The following is a 13,906-nucleotide window of genomic DNA, read 5'->3' as shown; positions in this document are numbered from 1 at the left end:
GAGATCTCATGAAATATTCTAAGGTTAACCCAGGTCAAAATGAAAAAACCCACCGTGTTTCCACAGTGGGTTAATTGAATACCAAACTAATTCAGAGCTAGCTCAGGCTAGCATTAAATTAGAAAGTGTGACGTACACCAACTGCATAGTTAGATGCACTTGAGCTACCAGTAGTTGTACCAGCTGCACCTGATGCATTGATCTGCTGACCATAGATCGCATACAAGTTAGTACGCTTGCTGAGGTAGTAGTTAGAACCCAACTGCCATGCATTCATGTTCACTGTAGGTGAGCCAACGCCGTAAGCTGTGTAGCGACCCAAGCTACCAGAAGCCCAAGCTTCGATTGTTGGAGTGATGTAACTACGTACACCAATCTGCTCAGCAGAACGCTTCATGTAGTAGTTAGTGCTTGCTGTTGAAGTAGCTTTGCGGCTAATGTACTGGGCGTATGCCTTCAAGATACCGAAGTCATAAGTTGTACCTGCCAAGAATTGATTATCTTGAATGTTCAATGCATTGTCAGTAGCTGCCAAACCAGAGCTAGGTTGTGCGCTAGTCCAAATTGTTAAATTAGGAGCACCAGCACCAACTGTGTAGTTAGATGCTGAAGTTAACTGATTCAATGCTTGGTAAGCAGCAGTTACATAGAACTTATTGTAAGTAAAGTCTGCACCGAGGCCCCAACCAGAAGCATTTGTATTGCCACCAGAAGTGATCTGTCCAGCGCTAGCACCTGAAGCTGCAACAACTGAAGATTGGTTTTGGTTAGCCAACGCCCACATTGCACTTGCTGAGAAACCGCCAAATGTTGCCGTCTTTGCTGTTAATGTGTTTGCAGTACGGTTAGTTTGGGAAGCAGAAACGCTGCCACCATTATCGTAACCGGCCGTGGAAACAGCAGGCGCACCAGCGTACACCAAGTCACCGATCATATTGTTTTGACCGTTAGGGTTAGTTGCTGTACCAGCATTAAATACTGGTGTGTACTGTGTACCGAAAGCTGCTTGACCGATACCATTCTTATTCAAGCCAACAAAAGTTTGGCGATTACGCAAACCACCACGTGTGTTACCAGACAAGTCTTGCTCTTGTGGATAGAGTTCAAATTCAGCCGTAAAGAAAGCTGAAGTGCCGCCGCCCAAATCTTCAGTACCCTTGAAGCCTAAACGTGACGTTGATTCAGCAGATTGACCGAATTGGTTCATTGTAGTTTTTTTCTGACCACCGTTGTTTGTAATAGCACTTGAGCTAACACGTGAATTAGCACCAATGTAACCAACGTCCAAGATACCGTAAACGGTTACGCTGGACTGAGCTTGAGCAGCAGATGCAAATGCACCGATAGCTGCAACTGCTAATAGCGATTTTTTCATTCTTTAAATCTCCAAAAATTAAAAGTAATGCCCAAATAAAACTGGGACTTATGAATTTTGCTTCTTTTGCCCCACTAGACTGGGGATCAAGGTATTTAGGAGCTCTTTTTGCTTGTCAAAAGGCAGTTTTTTGGTTTTCTTCGTTGTATCTCGACAACAAGACCCCTGTTTTGTGTCTTTTATCGGCCTCAGATGTCAAAATTGTCATATGGCAAGCCGCGAATTCTTAAAAATCCTCAGTGCAGCCCGATTAGGTGATGTGTATGCGCAACAAAATCTGGCTCAAGCCTACCTAACTGGCGCATTTAAAACCCCTATTCAACCTGCTAATGCCTTGATTTGGTTAGAAAAATCCTATTTTTCCATTACAAATCAATTACTTGAAGACCAAAGCTCAAGTAGCCCTGAGATTTTTAAAGTGTTGACTCAAGTAGCCGGCATTCCCCTGGTCGAAACCGTTAATTCCCCCGCATTTGGGTTTGGTTGGGACTCTTTTTGGCGGCTTGCTGAATCCAATGCGGATTTGGAGCATTCATCTGCAGCCAAATGGCAACTGGTTAACTTGCTCATCAATCCACAATATCAAGACACTCAATCCAAACTGTCGGATTGGCTTACAAAGGCTAATGGGGTTACGTCAGTAGAAAAGGTTTCTGGATTAGATCTCGGCAGTCTTCAGAAAATCGCAAAGAAATATTTAAACGATCTGGCCGAAAGTAATTCTGCTTTTGTATCTAATGCAAAAGAATTACTGATTAAGCTCCAGCCAAAAAATGAAGCCCTTGCTTCTTTGTGGCAAGTTTGGCTTGATGAACAAAATGAAGATGCACTGACTCAGGCTGCGGAGCTGGGATTAACTGTTGCGAAACTGACTTTAGGTTTGCGGCTCGCGCAACTAGACGGCAGAGCTGAGGCAATCGAAACAAAATCCAACGCTTCTCTTAAAAAAGCAGCACATTGGTTAGAGCTTGCCGCAAAAGACGGCGATCGAGATGCCTGGTATGCACTCGGTGACATTTATCGACGACCACAATTTTCTGGATATAACGCTGCGGAAAGTGATCGCTGCTTTGATCGTGCCGCGGACCTAGGTCACCCAGAAGCGCAATTGCGCAAGGGCGCCAATCTTTGGCGTAAGCGTGCAAAGTCTGAAGAAAAAGTGCGTGGATTACAAGCGTCTTACTGGGTTTGGCAGGCACATCAGCAAGGCATATCTGAAGCAAAAGAATTGCTCGGCAAAATTTTAGAAAGCTGTCCTGATCCTAAAAAGAATGAATGGTTTGAGCTGGCGCAGTTTGCCGAGAAGGCATTAAATCATCATGCCGAGCACACACTAGATGAAGACTGGCTGCTACCCTGTCATCGCCTGATCATTGCGAATCAATTTAATTTCAGCAAAGCCGAATTATTGTTATGCGAAGTTGGTCAACTTCAGCATGAGCACTGCGTAGTAGTGGATATTCGCTGGGAATTGCCAAAGATATTGCCTAGATTGATTCAGATTGAAACCATTCAGCAACGTCGCGCCCTTTTGGCTGCTGGCAAAGCTTTTGCTGGCTCCGAAATCGATCTAGAGGGAAATCTACGTCAAAGACGCTATCGTTTTGATCGAGTGACCGAGTGGTTAAAGACAACTTTCGCCGGGCATGTAGTCGACACAGAGACTACTTAAGCAGGAGAATCTGCCTTGCTTTCGTCCTCTGAAGCCTTAGGCACATAAAAGCGCGAGATCACGAGTCCTAATTCGTAGAGCAAAGTCATCGGCACTGCCAGCAGCAATTGCGAGAGCACATCGGGTGGCGTCACAATCGCTGCAATCACAAATGCGCCAACAATGACATAAGGCCTAATTTCCTTAAGCCTAGCCAAAGGCACCATACCCATGCGAACTAGGACAACAACAACAACAGGCACTTCAAAGGTGATGCCAAATGCCAAGAAGGTGGTCATCGCAAAACTCAAATAGTTATCGATGTCGGTAGACATCTCCGCACCTAATGGTGCGTTATAGCTAGCCATGAATTTGAATACCGCTGGAAATACCAAGAAGTAAGCAAAAGCCATACCGATGATGAATAAGGTGTAGCTACTCACCACCAAAGGCAGAATGAGCTTTCTTTCATGCAGATATAGACCGGGTGCAATGAAAGCCCAAAGCTGATACATCACCACTGGCAATGCAATCAGAAAGGCCACCAACATGGTGACTTTCATGGGCACAAAAAATGAACCCGTGACGTCAGTCACAATCATCTTGCCGCCAGCAGGCAAAGCCTCTAATAAAGGCTGCGCAAACAAATGAAAAATGTCGGGCGCCCAATAGACAAGACAGACAAAGACAATAATAATAGCGAGCGCTGATTTAATGACGCGATCACGTAATTCAAATAAATGGGATAGGAATGTCTCTTGCAATCCAGAGTCTTCAGTTGAATGATTTTCAGTCATGCGTCATTGTTTTTATTCTTTTGCTTTGTACTGTTATTTGCCAGCGCTGTGATGAAAGCGCTTCATTCTGGCAGCACCGGATTGCACACGAGTACGAATACCCGCGGAACGCTTAAACCACACTGGTCTTGCCGCACGGCGTACACCCCAGCTATTGCGCCCTTGACGCTTGGTTTTACGAAGCACTTCTTTTTCATCAAGGGGTGGCTTATCAAAGCTAGTCTCGAAGAGATCAGCCTGATCACTTAAGTTGGCACCAGCCTCCTGAACTGTTGAACCAATACTATTTTCAACCTCCTTGAGAGTGGCAAGAGTTTCTTCTCGAAACTTTTTGAACTCTTCTACTTCCATTTGGCGATTGACTTCAGATTTCACGTCAGCCATGTAGCGCTGGGCACGTCCAAATAAGTTACCCGCCATGCGCGCTACTTTTGGCAGGCGTTCCGGCCCAACCACCACCAAAGCAACTACAGCAATCAGCGCAAGTTTTGAAACTCCGAGATCAATCATTTAACTCAGTCATTAAAAGTTGCATGAGTTTCTATTGCGCTTCAATTATTTATTATTGATTGCTGCTTATTTGTTTACGTCTTTAGCCTGCACATCAACAGTCTTCTCTGCTGCTGCAGAACTTTGTTGAATTTGTTCTTTAGGCTCTTCAGATGTCTTCATGCCATCCTTAAAACCTTTAACAGCGCCACCCAAATCTTGGCCAATGTTACGCAATTTTTTGGTACCGAATACCAACATTACGATCACTAAAACAATTAACCAATGCCAAATGCTAAATGAACCCATCTTTAATCTCCTTGGATTATTTTTTCCAGGGGCGGGGACCGCCCATCACATGCAAATGCAAGTGATAAACCTCCTGCCCACCATCCGCACCATTGTTCACCATTAATCTAAAGCCACCATCCTTACCTGGACGGCAACCCTGTTCTTTGGCAAGACGGGGTGCTAATTCGATCATTCTACCCAGCAAAGGCGCATCTGCGCTTTCTGCAGACTCCAACATGGGTATATGTTTTTTAGGAATCATCAAAAAGTGAATCAATGCCGCTGGGTTGATATCTTTAAAAGCGTAGATTTCCTCGTCCTCATAGACCTTCTGAGAAGGGATCAATCCCTGAGAAATTTTGCAAAACAGGCAATTGGGGTCGTGTGACATGCTTATTCCGTAACGCTTCTGCAGTTATTTGGTAAGTACTCTTTGCCAGCAGCTTTTCTGTCTGCCTTTTCTTCGATACCCGAAGTTCCCAGGCGACGATCAAGCTCAGCGCTCACATCTTCTGGGCGAAGGTTGAATTGAGAGAGGGCAATCAAACAGTGAAACCATAAGTCAGCCATTTCACCCACTAGCAGCTTTTGCTGGTCGGCGGCTAGATGAGAGTTACGCGCATCCTTGGCAGCCATCACCGCTTCAGTAGCCTCTTCGCCAATCTTCTTTAAGATCCCATCATCACCCTTGGAGAAGAGCAAAGCAGTATAAGAAGTTTTAGGATCTGCTTGGCCCGCCTTAAATGCATCACGACGTTGATCCACCACATCAGCTAAATGAGCTAATGCGGAATCTAAATTAGAAGGTGTATTTTCAGAACTAGTCATCTGGTCATTTTATGTCGTTTAAGAGCAAACTGACGTTCTCTATTTTTTCGAAACTGACTCATCAACCCAAACGGCCTTTGCTGAGTCCAAACGCAAAAAGAAGCAACCGTGCTCCCCTGTATGACAAGCAATGCCATCTTTTTGTTCAACCAATAGCAAAATCGTGTCGCCATCACAGTCTAGGCGAATTTCTTTTACTTTCTGAGTGTGGCCAGATTCTTCACCTTTGTGCCACAACTTCTGCCTAGAGCGAGTCCAATAGACTGCTTCGCCCAAACGCAAAGTTTCTAGAAGGGCATCGCGATTCATCCAGGCCATCATTAATACGTCTTTGCTACCCACTTCTTGGGCAACTACCGGAACCAAGCCTTGTTCATTCCAAGTTACAGCCTCCAGTAAAGCCTGCGCTTGTGAGTTTCTATTGGTATCTGCCATTTGCTCAATTTTGACAGAATTGTTTTGCCCCTAGGAAATAAGCGGCTGCCTAAGGTCTATTGCAATAACCCGTCCCAGCTTATGGACATGTTTTTTATTTGTGTGTATGATGTGTATAAATAGTAGATGAATAGCAAAGAACTCATCAAAGCATTGATAAAAGATGGTTGGGTGTTGCGGAGCTCAAAAGGCTCTCATCATGTGTTTAATCATCTCTGCAAAGGAGGTCATATAACCATTCCACACCCCAAAAAGGATGTGGGCATTGGAGTAGTTCAAAAACTACTCAAACAAGCTGACATTAAATCAGGAATCTTATGAAATATCCAATTGCTATCGAACCTGGCAGTGATAAGACTGCATGGGGCGTTATTGTTCCTGATTTGCCAGGATGCTTTTCTGCTGCCGACAGTGGAATTGATGAAGCCATTGAAAATGCCAAGGAAGCAATCGAACTTTGGATTGAAACGGCACTAGATGCAAGTCAAGACATCCCAAAACCCAGCTCAATTACTAGCTTACAAAAGAAAAAAGAATTTAGAGGATATGTCTGGGCTATTGCAGAGATTGATCCTGCTTTATTGTCAGACGACATTGAAAGAGTAAATATCTCATTACCCAAAAGGGTATTAGCTAGATTAGATGCGAAGGCTAAGTCCGCTGGTGAAAATCGCTCAGCCTTTATCGCTCATATGGCGATTAGCACTTAATCACCCTCGTTAAATCCGAACCGGGATTCCTTGGGCAGCCATATATTCTTTTGCCTGTCCCACGGTGTATTCACCATAGTGAAAGATACTGGCCGCTAATACCGCATCAGCATGACCCTTGGTAATGCCATCAACCAAATGCTGCAAATTACCAACGCCGCCAGAAGCAATTACTGGTACAGAGACTGCATCGCTCACAGCGGCAGTTAAAGGCAAATCAAAACCATCTTTGCTGCCATCGCGATTCATACTGGTTAAAAGGATCTCCCCGGCGCCACGCATGGCCACTTCTTTAGCCCACGTAACTACATCCATACCAGCAGCAGTTCGACCACCGTGAGTAAAAACCTCCCAGTTACCCGCTTCTGTTTGTTTGGCATCGATGGCCAACACGATACATTGAGAGCCGTAATAGGCTGCCGCATCAGACACCAAATCAGGGTTGGCTACTGCAGAGGAATTCATACTCACTTTATCTGCGCCTGCGTTGAGTAAACGACGTACATCAGAAACAGCACGCACACCACCACCCACTGTTAGCGGGATAAATACTTGTGATGCCACATCTTCAATGATGTGCAACATGAGATCGCGCGCATCCGATGTTGCAGTAATGTCGAGAAAAGTTAACTCATCTGCGCCTTGCGTGTCATACCGTTTTGCGATTTCAACAGGATCTCCTGCATCGCGAAGACCAACAAAGTGCACACCCTTAACTACGCGCCCTGCAGTGACATCGAGGCAAGGCATAATTCGCTTAGTTAACACTAGACAATTTTCTTTTGATATTTAAGCATCAACTCATCGGCGTATTTTTGAGCCGCAGCAAGATCAAGATCACCAGCATAAATAGAGCGGCCAGCAATCACGCCCATTACACCCTCTTCCTCAGCCTTACAGAGCGCATCAATATCTTGATTATTTGATAAGCCGCCACTCGCAATAACGGGGATGCGAATAGCTTGAGCCAACTTAATAGTGGCATCAATATTCACACCTTTGAGCATGCCATCTCGCCCAATATCGGTATAGATGATGGCTTCAACACCCCAGTCTTCAAACTTTTTAGCAAGATCAATCACTTCATGACCAGTAATCTTGCTCCAGCCATCGGTTGCCACCTTCCCATCACGCGCATCTAAGCCAACCATGACGTGTCCGGGGAATGCGGTGCAAGCATCTTGCACAAAACCAGGATTTTTAACCGCAGCGGTACCAATGATGACCGTGCTGATACCGTCATCTAATAAACGTTCAATCGTTTCTAGATCACGAATGCCGCCGCCCAATTGCACGGGAATCTCATCCCCCACCGCCTTGAGAATCGATTTAATGGCGGATTCATTTTTGAGCTTGCCCGCAAATGCGCCGTTGAGATCCACCAAATGCAAACGTCGCGCGCCCTTACTAATCCAATGCGCCGCCATCGCACCAGGGTCTTCTGACAAAACCGTGGATTTATCCATATCACCTTGTTCAAGTCGAACACAGTGGCCGTCTTTTAGATCAATCGCGGGAATCAGCAGCATAGCTAAGAGTAATAAATATTAAGGTTGCCAAGAAACAAAATTTTGATAAAGCTTTAATCCGTATTCTGCACTTTTTTCTGGATGCCATTGTGTAGCAAAAATGTTATCTCGCGCCACTGCGGAAGTAAACCAAGCGCCATATTCAGTTGAGCCAGCAGCATCTTCATTGCCCTGCGGCACAACATAGTAGCTATGTACAAAGTAAAAACTCGTCAAATCAGGGATGCCATACCAAATAGGATGTTTTTTATCTTGGCGCACCTGATTCCAGCCCATATGCGGCACCTTATAAGCAGATCCATCTGGCTGTTTCTTACCAGCTAGGTCAAAGCGACGCACCTCTCCGGGAATCAATCCCAAACAAGGTGTCCATGGCTCAATCGAACGAACCTCTGCGCTTCTATCAAACAACATTTGTTCGCCCACACAAACACCCAGAAGCGGTTTGGTTTTAGATGCCTCTAGTAAAGCCTCCAATAAACCCGATTCCTCAAGATGCTTCATGCAATCGGGCATTGCGCCTTGGCCAGGCAAAACTACGCGATCAGCCGAACGAATCTCTTCTGGCTGATGCGCGATCAATACATTGTGATTAGGTGCGACATGATGAAATGCTTGATACACGGAACGGAGATTACCCATTCCATAATCAACAATCGCAATGGTTTGCGCCAAAATTGAGCCTATCTTTGCTGTTATCTAACGGGCACCTAGAAGTTCTAGATTAGAGGCTGCCTTTGGTTGACGGAATAGAGCCGGCAGCACGAGGATCCACTGCCAAGGCCATACGCAATGCACGCCCAAAGGCCTTGAATACCGTTTCAATCTGATGATGCGCGTTAATGCCACGCAAGTTATCGATATGCAAAGTCACTCCGGCATGGTTCACAAAACCACGGAAGAATTCAATACTGAGGTCCACATCAAAGTCACCTACACGAGCGCGGGTAAATGGAACATTAAATTCCAAACCTGGGCGACCAGAGAAGTCGATCACAACACGAGAAAGGGTTTCATCCAGCGGTACATAAGAGTGGCCGTAACGAGTAATACCCGCCTTATCGCCCACCGCTTTAGAAAAAGCTTGACCCAAGGTAATACCCACATCTTCAACCGTGTGATGATCGTCAATATGGGTATCGCCATTGGAAACCACTGTGAGGTCAATCATCCCGTAACGGGCAATCTGATCCAACATATGATCAAGAAAGGGGACGCCGGAGGCTAGCTCAGCCTTACCGGTACCATCTAAATTGATGGAAATCTGAATTTTGGTTTCCGAAGTGTTTCGGGTAACGTCGGATTGCCGCATACTTCATTGCGCCGCGAGGCGAAGTGTTGATTGAAGCCTCATAATATCATTCCTAGAAAAGATTTAAATATCGCTATTGCCGTACTTTCGACCTGATTTTTGACCTGAGCACCCCCATGAGCCGTTTTTGGAGCCCTGTTGTTAAAACCTTAACTCCTTACGTTCCAGGGGATCAACCGCAAATGCAGCGACTGGTCAAGCTCAATACCAATGAGAGTCCTTATGGCCCATCACCAAAAGCACTAGCTGCAATCGAGAGTCAAAACACCGCCGATCTACGCCTCTATCCAGATCCAAAAGGTGTATCCCTAAAACAAGCGATTGCCCAATTACATGGCTTAGAGTCAAAACAGGTCTTTTTAGGCAACGGCTCAGATGAGGTCTTAGCCCATGTCTTTGCTGGACTGCTCAAACAAAGCAAGCCTGTGCATTTTCCAGATATTACTTACAGCTTCTATCCCGTCTACTGCAACTTATTTGGAATTGATTACCAAACAATCGCATTAAATGAAAAGTTTGAGATCAACACCACTGACTACCAATCTTCAAACGGTGGAATTATTTTCCCCAACCCAAATGCACCAACCGGTAGATCTCTACCTCGTTCGGAAATCGAATCCTTGCTGACGCACAACAAAGACTCGGTAGTAGTGATTGATGAGGCCTACGTCGATTATGGAACCGAGTCTTGCATTCCACTATTGCGTGGCAGTGACTACCCTGAAAATCTTCTTGTTGTTCACACGCTCTCTAAATCACGCGCCCTAGCTGGTCTGCGTGTTGGTTTTGCTGTCGGTCACCCTGACTTGATCGAGGGTTTAGAACGCGTAAAAAATAGTTTTAACTCTTACCCATTAGGCCGTCTTGCTCAAGCTGGCGCCATTGCAGCCATTGAAGATCAAGCACATCTTAAAGAAACTTCCGCCAAGGTAATGCAAACTCGCAGCAAGTTAATTGAAGAGCTCAATGCTTTGGGTTTTGAAACATTACCTTCAACGGCGAACTTTATTTTCACTCGTCACCCCAAACATGCTGGCGTGAAGCTCTACCAAGCCTTGCGGGATCGAGGCATCATCGTGCGTCACTTTAAATCTGCGCGCATTGAGGAGTTTTTGCGTATTACGATTGGTACCGATGAACAAAGCGATGAACTTGTCGCCGCTGTAAAAGAAATTCTGAGTTAAATTTTTTGGAATTACTTTTTTAAGCGCATCTCAGCTGCGCGAGCGTGAGCTTGCAAGCCTTCGCCACGGGCTAACGTACTAGCCACTGCACCCAAAATTTGAGCACCAGCCTCACTCACCTCAATCATACTCGAGCGCTTAATAAAATCGTAGACGCCCAATGGCGAAGAGAAGCGCGCCGTACGTGCCGTCGGCAACACATGATTAGGGCCAGCGCAATAATCTCCCAGGGATTCACTGGTATAGTTCCCCATGAAGATGGCGCCTGCATGACAAATTTGCTCAGCCCACTTCCGCGATTCAGCCGCACAAATTTCTAAGTGCTCAGCGGCTATCGCATTAGCAATCTCACACGCCTCTGGCATGTCTTTCACCTGAATCAATAATGCGCGATTAGTAAGTGAAGCTTCAATTACTTTGGCTCTTGGCATTTCGGGGAGAAGCTTATTAATACTTGCTTGAACTTGTTCTATGTATGCAGCATCTGGACAAAGCAAAATAGACTGCGCTTGCTCGTCGTGCTCAGCCTGTGCGAACAAATCCATAGCAACCCAATCAGGGCTAATAGATCCGTCACAAAGAACCACAATCTCTGAAGGACCAGCAATCATGTCGATACCCACACTACCAAATACTCTACGCTTAGCTGCAGCTACATAGGCATTACCAGGCCCAACAATCTTGTCGACTGAAGGAATGGTTTTAGTGCCATAGGCTAAAGCACCAACTGCCTGAGCGCCACCAATCGTAAAGACGCGATCAACACCAGCTAGATAAGCGGCCGCTAATACCAAAGGATTGCGAGCACCATCAGGCATAGGCACCACCATAATGACCTCGGTAACACCTGCGACCTTGGCAGGAATCGCATTCATTAATACCGATGATGGGTATGCCGCCTTACCACCAGGCACATAGATGCCAACACGATCTAGTGGAGTAACTTTTTGACCTAAGCGCGTTCCATCTTTCTCTTCATACTCCCAAGAATGGCAACCCGCTTCTATTTTTTGCTTCTCGTGATAAGCGCGCACTCTTTGCGCAGCAATATCCAAAGCATTTTTTTGCTCGACTGATAGAGAGTTGTAAGCAAGTTCTAAATCTTTACGAGGAATTTCTAAGTCAGAAATGCTTCCAATATTTAGACGATCGAACTGTTTTGTAAAACTCAAAACCGCTTCATCGCCTTTGTCTTTAACCGCAGCCAAGATTTTGACTACAGCGGAATCTATCGCCTCATCATCAGCAGAAGGCAGCGAAAGGCTTGAGCGCAGAGCATCCCTAAAACCCGTATCCTTGCTATTCAGGCGCTTAACGTTGCTTGATGAAGACATATAGACGGCGGATTGGCTGCTAATTACTTCAGCAACTCAAAAATAGGCTGCAACTGTGCGCGCTTACGCTTATATGAAGCTTGGTTCACTACCAGGCGAGCACTGATATCGGCGATAGGATCAACCTCAATCAAGCCATTTGCTTTTAGCGTATTGCCTGTCGCAACCAAATCAACAATGGCATCCGCCAAACCTACCAATGGAGCCAATTCCATTGAACCGTATAGTTGAATCATATCGATATGTACACCTTTATTGGCAAAGTGTTCGCGTGCGCAATTGACGTACTTCGTAGCTACTTTTAGGCGTGATCCCTGCTTAACTGCGGCGGCGTAATCAAATCCTTCACGCACGGCAACAGACATGCGGCACTTGGCAATATCTAAGTCGTATGGCACGTAAAGTCCGTCAGCACCTTTTTCCATCAAAATGTCTAGGCCCGCAACACCAAAATCAGCGCCACCAAATTGCACATACGTTGGCACATCTGAGGCTCTAACAATAATTAAACGGACATCCGGATTGGTGGTCTCAATAATGAGTTTTCGAGACTTTTCTGGATCTTCCAGCGGCACGATACCGACCCTGGATAAGATCTCTGCGGTTTCTTCGAAGATGCGCCCTTTGGAAATGGCTAAAGTCAATTTCATGGACTACTTATCCATCAGCCTTACTTCACGCGCTCAATATTGGCACCCAAAAGGGTTAACTTCTGCTCCATGCGGTCGTAACCACGATCTAAGTGGTAAATCCGGTCCACCTGGGTTTCGCCTTGGGCAGCCAATCCAGCAATGACCAAGCTAGCGGAGGCGCGTAGATCGGTCGCCATCACAATTGCGCCTGAGAGCTTTTCGACCCCTTGGGCAATAGCAGTATTTCCTTCAATGGCAATGTCCGCACCCAAACGATTGAGCTCTTGCACATGCATGAAACGATTTTCAAAAATCGTTTCCGTAATTGTTGAGCTGCCGGATGCGATTGCATTGACCGTCATCAGTTGCGCCTGCATATCTGTCGGAAAGGCAGGGTACTCAGAGGTGCGGAAATTCACCGCTTTAGGACGATTGTGCATCGAGGCTTTAATCCAATTAGGACCAATCTCCATCTGCAGGCCGGCTTCTTTTAATTTCACGATTACCGCATCTAAGGTATCAGGGCGACAGTGCTTCACTGTGATTTCTCCGCCAGTAGCCGCCACCGCGCATAAGAAGGTGCCTACCTCAATACGATCTGGGATGACAGAGTGTTCTGCGCCGTGAAGTTTTTCAACCCCCTCAATTACCAGCCGGTCACTACCAATCCCAGAAATCTTGACGCCCATCTTCACCAGTAACTCCGCCAAGTCGCCAACCTCTGGCTCACGTGCCGCATTCTCTAAAATCGTAGTGCCAGATGCCAAAGTGGCAGCCATCAATAAATTCTCGGTACCAGTCACGGTAATCATGTCGGTCAAAATCGAGGCGCCCTTCAATCGATCCGATTGAGGCTTTGTTTCAGCTTGGATATAGCCACTCTTGATGTTGATGCTTGCGCCCATCGCCTTCAAACCTTTGATGTGCTGATCGACTGGACGCGCGCCAATCGCGCACCCTCCAGGCAAAGAGACCTTAGCGCTATGCATTCTGGCCAAAAGTGGCCCAAGCACCAGAATAGAAGCGCGCAAGGTTTTCACCATCTCATAAGTTGCTTCAGAACTCTTAATAACGGCCGCATTTAACACTACATGACCGCGATCGCCAGCACCGGGAAAGTCAACCGTAACGCCAATTTCTTGCAAAAGTTTGAGCATCGTACGCACGTCCTGTAAATCAGGAACATTGCGCAAAACCACTGGTTGATCGGTCAATAGACAAGCGCACAGAATCGGCAATGCGGCATTTTTAGCGCCAGAAATGATGACCTCTCCTTTGAGAGGAGCTCCGCCAACCATTCGTAATTTATCCATGAAACGATTCCAATAAAAACTTAGTG

Annotated in this window: 18 protein-coding genes; 4 read left to right on the top strand and 14 right to left on the bottom strand. The window is 46.0% G+C overall.

Translation table 11 applies throughout. The features are described 5' to 3' along the window. Window positions 1–118 precede the first annotated feature (118 nt). Complete coding sequence (locus tag DXE35_RS00370; RefSeq protein ID WP_114689158.1) at window positions 119–1,375, bottom strand: porin; 1,257 nt, start codon at window positions 1,373–1,375, stop codon at window positions 119–121. 208 nt (window positions 1,376–1,583) lie between these two features. Between DXE35_RS00370 and DXE35_RS00365 the strand changes: the two genes are divergently transcribed. Then, on the top strand, window positions 1,584–3,047 hold the full coding sequence (locus DXE35_RS00365) for a tetratricopeptide repeat protein (protein ID WP_114689157.1): 1,464 nt from the start codon (window positions 1,584–1,586) through the stop codon (window positions 3,045–3,047). Here DXE35_RS00365 and tatC read toward each other — a convergent pair. The 6 genes from tatC to hisI form a co-directional block, all read right to left on the bottom strand. Continuing rightward, a complete protein-coding gene (gene tatC / locus DXE35_RS00360) occupies window positions 3,044–3,823 on the bottom strand; it encodes a twin-arginine translocase subunit TatC (RefSeq protein ID WP_114689156.1) in 780 nt (259 codons plus the stop codon). The two genes, DXE35_RS00365 and tatC, sit on opposite strands and share 4 nt — an antisense overlap. Before the next feature lie 33 nt (window positions 3,824–3,856). Then, entirely contained in the window at window positions 3,857–4,333 is a 477-nt protein-coding gene (gene tatB, locus DXE35_RS00355) for a Sec-independent protein translocase protein TatB (protein WP_114689155.1), read from the bottom strand. A 66-nt stretch (window positions 4,334–4,399) separates the two neighbouring features. Then, window positions 4,400–4,621: a Sec-independent protein translocase subunit TatA gene (gene tatA / locus DXE35_RS00350; protein WP_114689154.1), complete on the bottom strand. Its 222-nt coding sequence runs from the start codon at window positions 4,619–4,621 to the stop codon at window positions 4,400–4,402. A gap of 16 nt (window positions 4,622–4,637) precedes the next feature. Beyond that, complete coding sequence (locus DXE35_RS00345) at window positions 4,638–4,994, bottom strand: histidine triad nucleotide-binding protein (protein WP_114689153.1); 357 nt, start codon at window positions 4,992–4,994, stop codon at window positions 4,638–4,640. Window positions 4,995–4,996: 2 nt separating this feature from the next. Next, on the bottom strand, window positions 4,997–5,431 hold the full coding sequence (locus DXE35_RS00340; protein WP_114689152.1) for a phosphoribosyl-ATP diphosphatase: 435 nt from the start codon (window positions 5,429–5,431) through the stop codon (window positions 4,997–4,999). 39 nt (window positions 5,432–5,470) lie between these two features. Beyond that, window positions 5,471–5,866, bottom strand: a complete 396-nt coding sequence (gene hisI / locus DXE35_RS00335; protein WP_114689151.1) for a phosphoribosyl-AMP cyclohydrolase — start codon at window positions 5,864–5,866, stop codon at window positions 5,471–5,473. A 126-nt stretch (window positions 5,867–5,992) separates the two neighbouring features. On the opposite strand from hisI, the gene DXE35_RS00330 reads away from it, so the two are divergent. Together DXE35_RS00330 and DXE35_RS00325 are read left to right on the top strand one after the other, a co-directional pair. Then, window positions 5,993–6,187: a type II toxin-antitoxin system HicA family toxin gene (locus DXE35_RS00330; protein ID WP_114689150.1), complete on the top strand. Its 195-nt coding sequence runs from the start codon at window positions 5,993–5,995 to the stop codon at window positions 6,185–6,187. After that, on the top strand, window positions 6,184–6,576 hold the full coding sequence (locus DXE35_RS00325; RefSeq protein ID WP_114689149.1) for a type II toxin-antitoxin system HicB family antitoxin: 393 nt from the start codon (window positions 6,184–6,186) through the stop codon (window positions 6,574–6,576). The genes DXE35_RS00330 and DXE35_RS00325 overlap by 4 nt, the downstream gene beginning before the upstream one ends. Window positions 6,577–6,585: 9 nt before the next feature. On the opposite strand, the gene hisF is transcribed toward DXE35_RS00325, so the two are convergent. Genes hisF through hisB form a run of 4 tightly spaced genes read right to left on the bottom strand, consistent with a single transcriptional unit; the run spans window position 6,586 to window position 9,417 of the window. Then, the gene (hisF, locus tag DXE35_RS00320; RefSeq protein WP_114689148.1) at window positions 6,586–7,344 is read right to left on the bottom strand and encodes an imidazole glycerol phosphate synthase subunit HisF; all 759 of its coding nucleotides are present in this window, start codon (window positions 7,342–7,344) and stop codon (window positions 6,586–6,588) included. After that, window positions 7,344–8,105: a 1-(5-phosphoribosyl)-5-[(5-phosphoribosylamino)methylideneamino]imidazole-4-carboxamide isomerase gene (gene hisA, locus DXE35_RS00315; protein WP_114689147.1), complete on the bottom strand. Its 762-nt coding sequence runs from the start codon at window positions 8,103–8,105 to the stop codon at window positions 7,344–7,346. The genes hisF and hisA overlap by 1 nt, the downstream gene beginning before the upstream one ends. A gap of 18 nt (window positions 8,106–8,123) precedes the next feature. Continuing rightward, window positions 8,124–8,780: an imidazole glycerol phosphate synthase subunit HisH gene (hisH, locus tag DXE35_RS00310; RefSeq protein WP_114689146.1), complete on the bottom strand. Its 657-nt coding sequence runs from the start codon at window positions 8,778–8,780 to the stop codon at window positions 8,124–8,126. A 49-nt stretch (window positions 8,781–8,829) separates the two neighbouring features. After that, window positions 8,830–9,417, bottom strand: coding sequence for an imidazoleglycerol-phosphate dehydratase HisB (hisB, locus tag DXE35_RS00305; protein ID WP_114689145.1), 588 nt, complete (start codon window positions 9,415–9,417; stop codon window positions 8,830–8,832). A gap of 116 nt (window positions 9,418–9,533) precedes the next feature. Here hisB and hisC point away from each other — a divergent pair, with 116 nt between their 5' ends. Further along, window positions 9,534–10,601 (top strand): histidinol-phosphate transaminase, encoded by a 1,068-nt coding sequence (gene hisC / locus DXE35_RS00300; protein ID WP_114689144.1) that lies wholly within the window; start codon window positions 9,534–9,536, stop codon window positions 10,599–10,601. Between the two features lie 11 nt (window positions 10,602–10,612). Here hisC and hisD read toward each other — a convergent pair whose 3' ends face one another. The 3 genes from hisD to murA are packed head-to-tail and all read right to left on the bottom strand — an operon-like array spanning window position 10,613 to window position 13,880. Next, entirely contained in the window at window positions 10,613–11,935 is a 1,323-nt protein-coding gene (hisD, locus tag DXE35_RS00295; protein WP_114689143.1) for a histidinol dehydrogenase, read from the bottom strand. Between the two features lie 23 nt (window positions 11,936–11,958). Further along, entirely contained in the window at window positions 11,959–12,585 is a 627-nt protein-coding gene (gene hisG / locus DXE35_RS00290) for an ATP phosphoribosyltransferase (protein WP_114689142.1), read from the bottom strand. Window positions 12,586–12,605: 20 nt separating this feature from the next. Beyond that, window positions 12,606–13,880 carry a UDP-N-acetylglucosamine 1-carboxyvinyltransferase gene (gene murA, locus DXE35_RS00285; RefSeq protein ID WP_114689141.1) on the bottom strand — a complete coding sequence of 425 codons (1,275 nt, stop codon included), beginning with the start codon at window positions 13,878–13,880 and terminating at the stop codon, window positions 12,606–12,608. Window positions 13,881–13,906 lie beyond the last annotated feature (26 nt).

The sequence above is a fragment of the Polynucleobacter necessarius genome, from assembly GCF_900095215.1.
Lineage (GTDB): Bacteria > Pseudomonadota > Gammaproteobacteria > Burkholderiales > Burkholderiaceae > Polynucleobacter > Polynucleobacter necessarius_H.
The sequence above is the reverse complement of the archived record's forward strand: the minus strand, read 5'-3'. Positions and strand labels throughout refer to the sequence as shown.

What these genes read in the sequence shown, in the direction of transcription:
- DXE35_RS00370 (WP_114689158.1), bottom strand. Translation starts at nt 1,375, where the DNA reads ATGAAAAAATCGCTATTAGCAGTTGCAGCTATCGGTGCATTTGCATCT.
- DXE35_RS00365 (WP_114689157.1), top strand. Translation starts at nt 1,584, where the DNA reads ATGGCAAGCCGCGAATTCTTAAAAATCCTCAGTGCAGCCCGATTAGGT.
- tatC (WP_114689156.1), bottom strand. Translation starts at nt 3,823, where the DNA reads ATGACTGAAAATCATTCAACTGAAGACTCTGGATTGCAAGAGACATTC.
- tatB (WP_114689155.1), bottom strand. Translation starts at nt 4,333, where the DNA reads ATGATTGATCTCGGAGTTTCAAAACTTGCGCTGATTGCTGTAGTTGCT.
- tatA (WP_114689154.1), bottom strand. Translation starts at nt 4,621, where the DNA reads ATGGGTTCATTTAGCATTTGGCATTGGTTAATTGTTTTAGTGATCGTA.
- DXE35_RS00345 (WP_114689153.1), bottom strand. Translation starts at nt 4,994, where the DNA reads ATGTCACACGACCCCAATTGCCTGTTTTGCAAAATTTCTCAGGGATTG.
- DXE35_RS00340 (WP_114689152.1), bottom strand. Translation starts at nt 5,431, where the DNA reads ATGACTAGTTCTGAAAATACACCTTCTAATTTAGATTCCGCATTAGCT.
- hisI (WP_114689151.1), bottom strand. Translation starts at nt 5,866, where the DNA reads ATGGCAGATACCAATAGAAACTCACAAGCGCAGGCTTTACTGGAGGCT.
- DXE35_RS00330 (WP_114689150.1), top strand. Translation starts at nt 5,993, where the DNA reads ATGAATAGCAAAGAACTCATCAAAGCATTGATAAAAGATGGTTGGGTG.
- DXE35_RS00325 (WP_114689149.1), top strand. Translation starts at nt 6,184, where the DNA reads ATGAAATATCCAATTGCTATCGAACCTGGCAGTGATAAGACTGCATGG.
- hisA (WP_114689147.1), bottom strand. Translation starts at nt 8,105, where the DNA reads ATGCTGCTGATTCCCGCGATTGATCTAAAAGACGGCCACTGTGTTCGA.
- hisB (WP_114689145.1), bottom strand. Translation starts at nt 9,417, where the DNA reads ATGCGGCAATCCGACGTTACCCGAAACACTTCGGAAACCAAAATTCAG.
- hisC (WP_114689144.1), top strand. Translation starts at nt 9,534, where the DNA reads ATGAGCCGTTTTTGGAGCCCTGTTGTTAAAACCTTAACTCCTTACGTT.
- hisD (WP_114689143.1), bottom strand. Translation starts at nt 11,935, where the DNA reads ATGTCTTCATCAAGCAACGTTAAGCGCCTGAATAGCAAGGATACGGGT.
- hisG (WP_114689142.1), bottom strand. Translation starts at nt 12,585, where the DNA reads ATGAAATTGACTTTAGCCATTTCCAAAGGGCGCATCTTCGAAGAAACC.
- murA (WP_114689141.1), bottom strand. Translation starts at nt 13,880, where the DNA reads ATGGATAAATTACGAATGGTTGGCGGAGCTCCTCTCAAAGGAGAGGTC.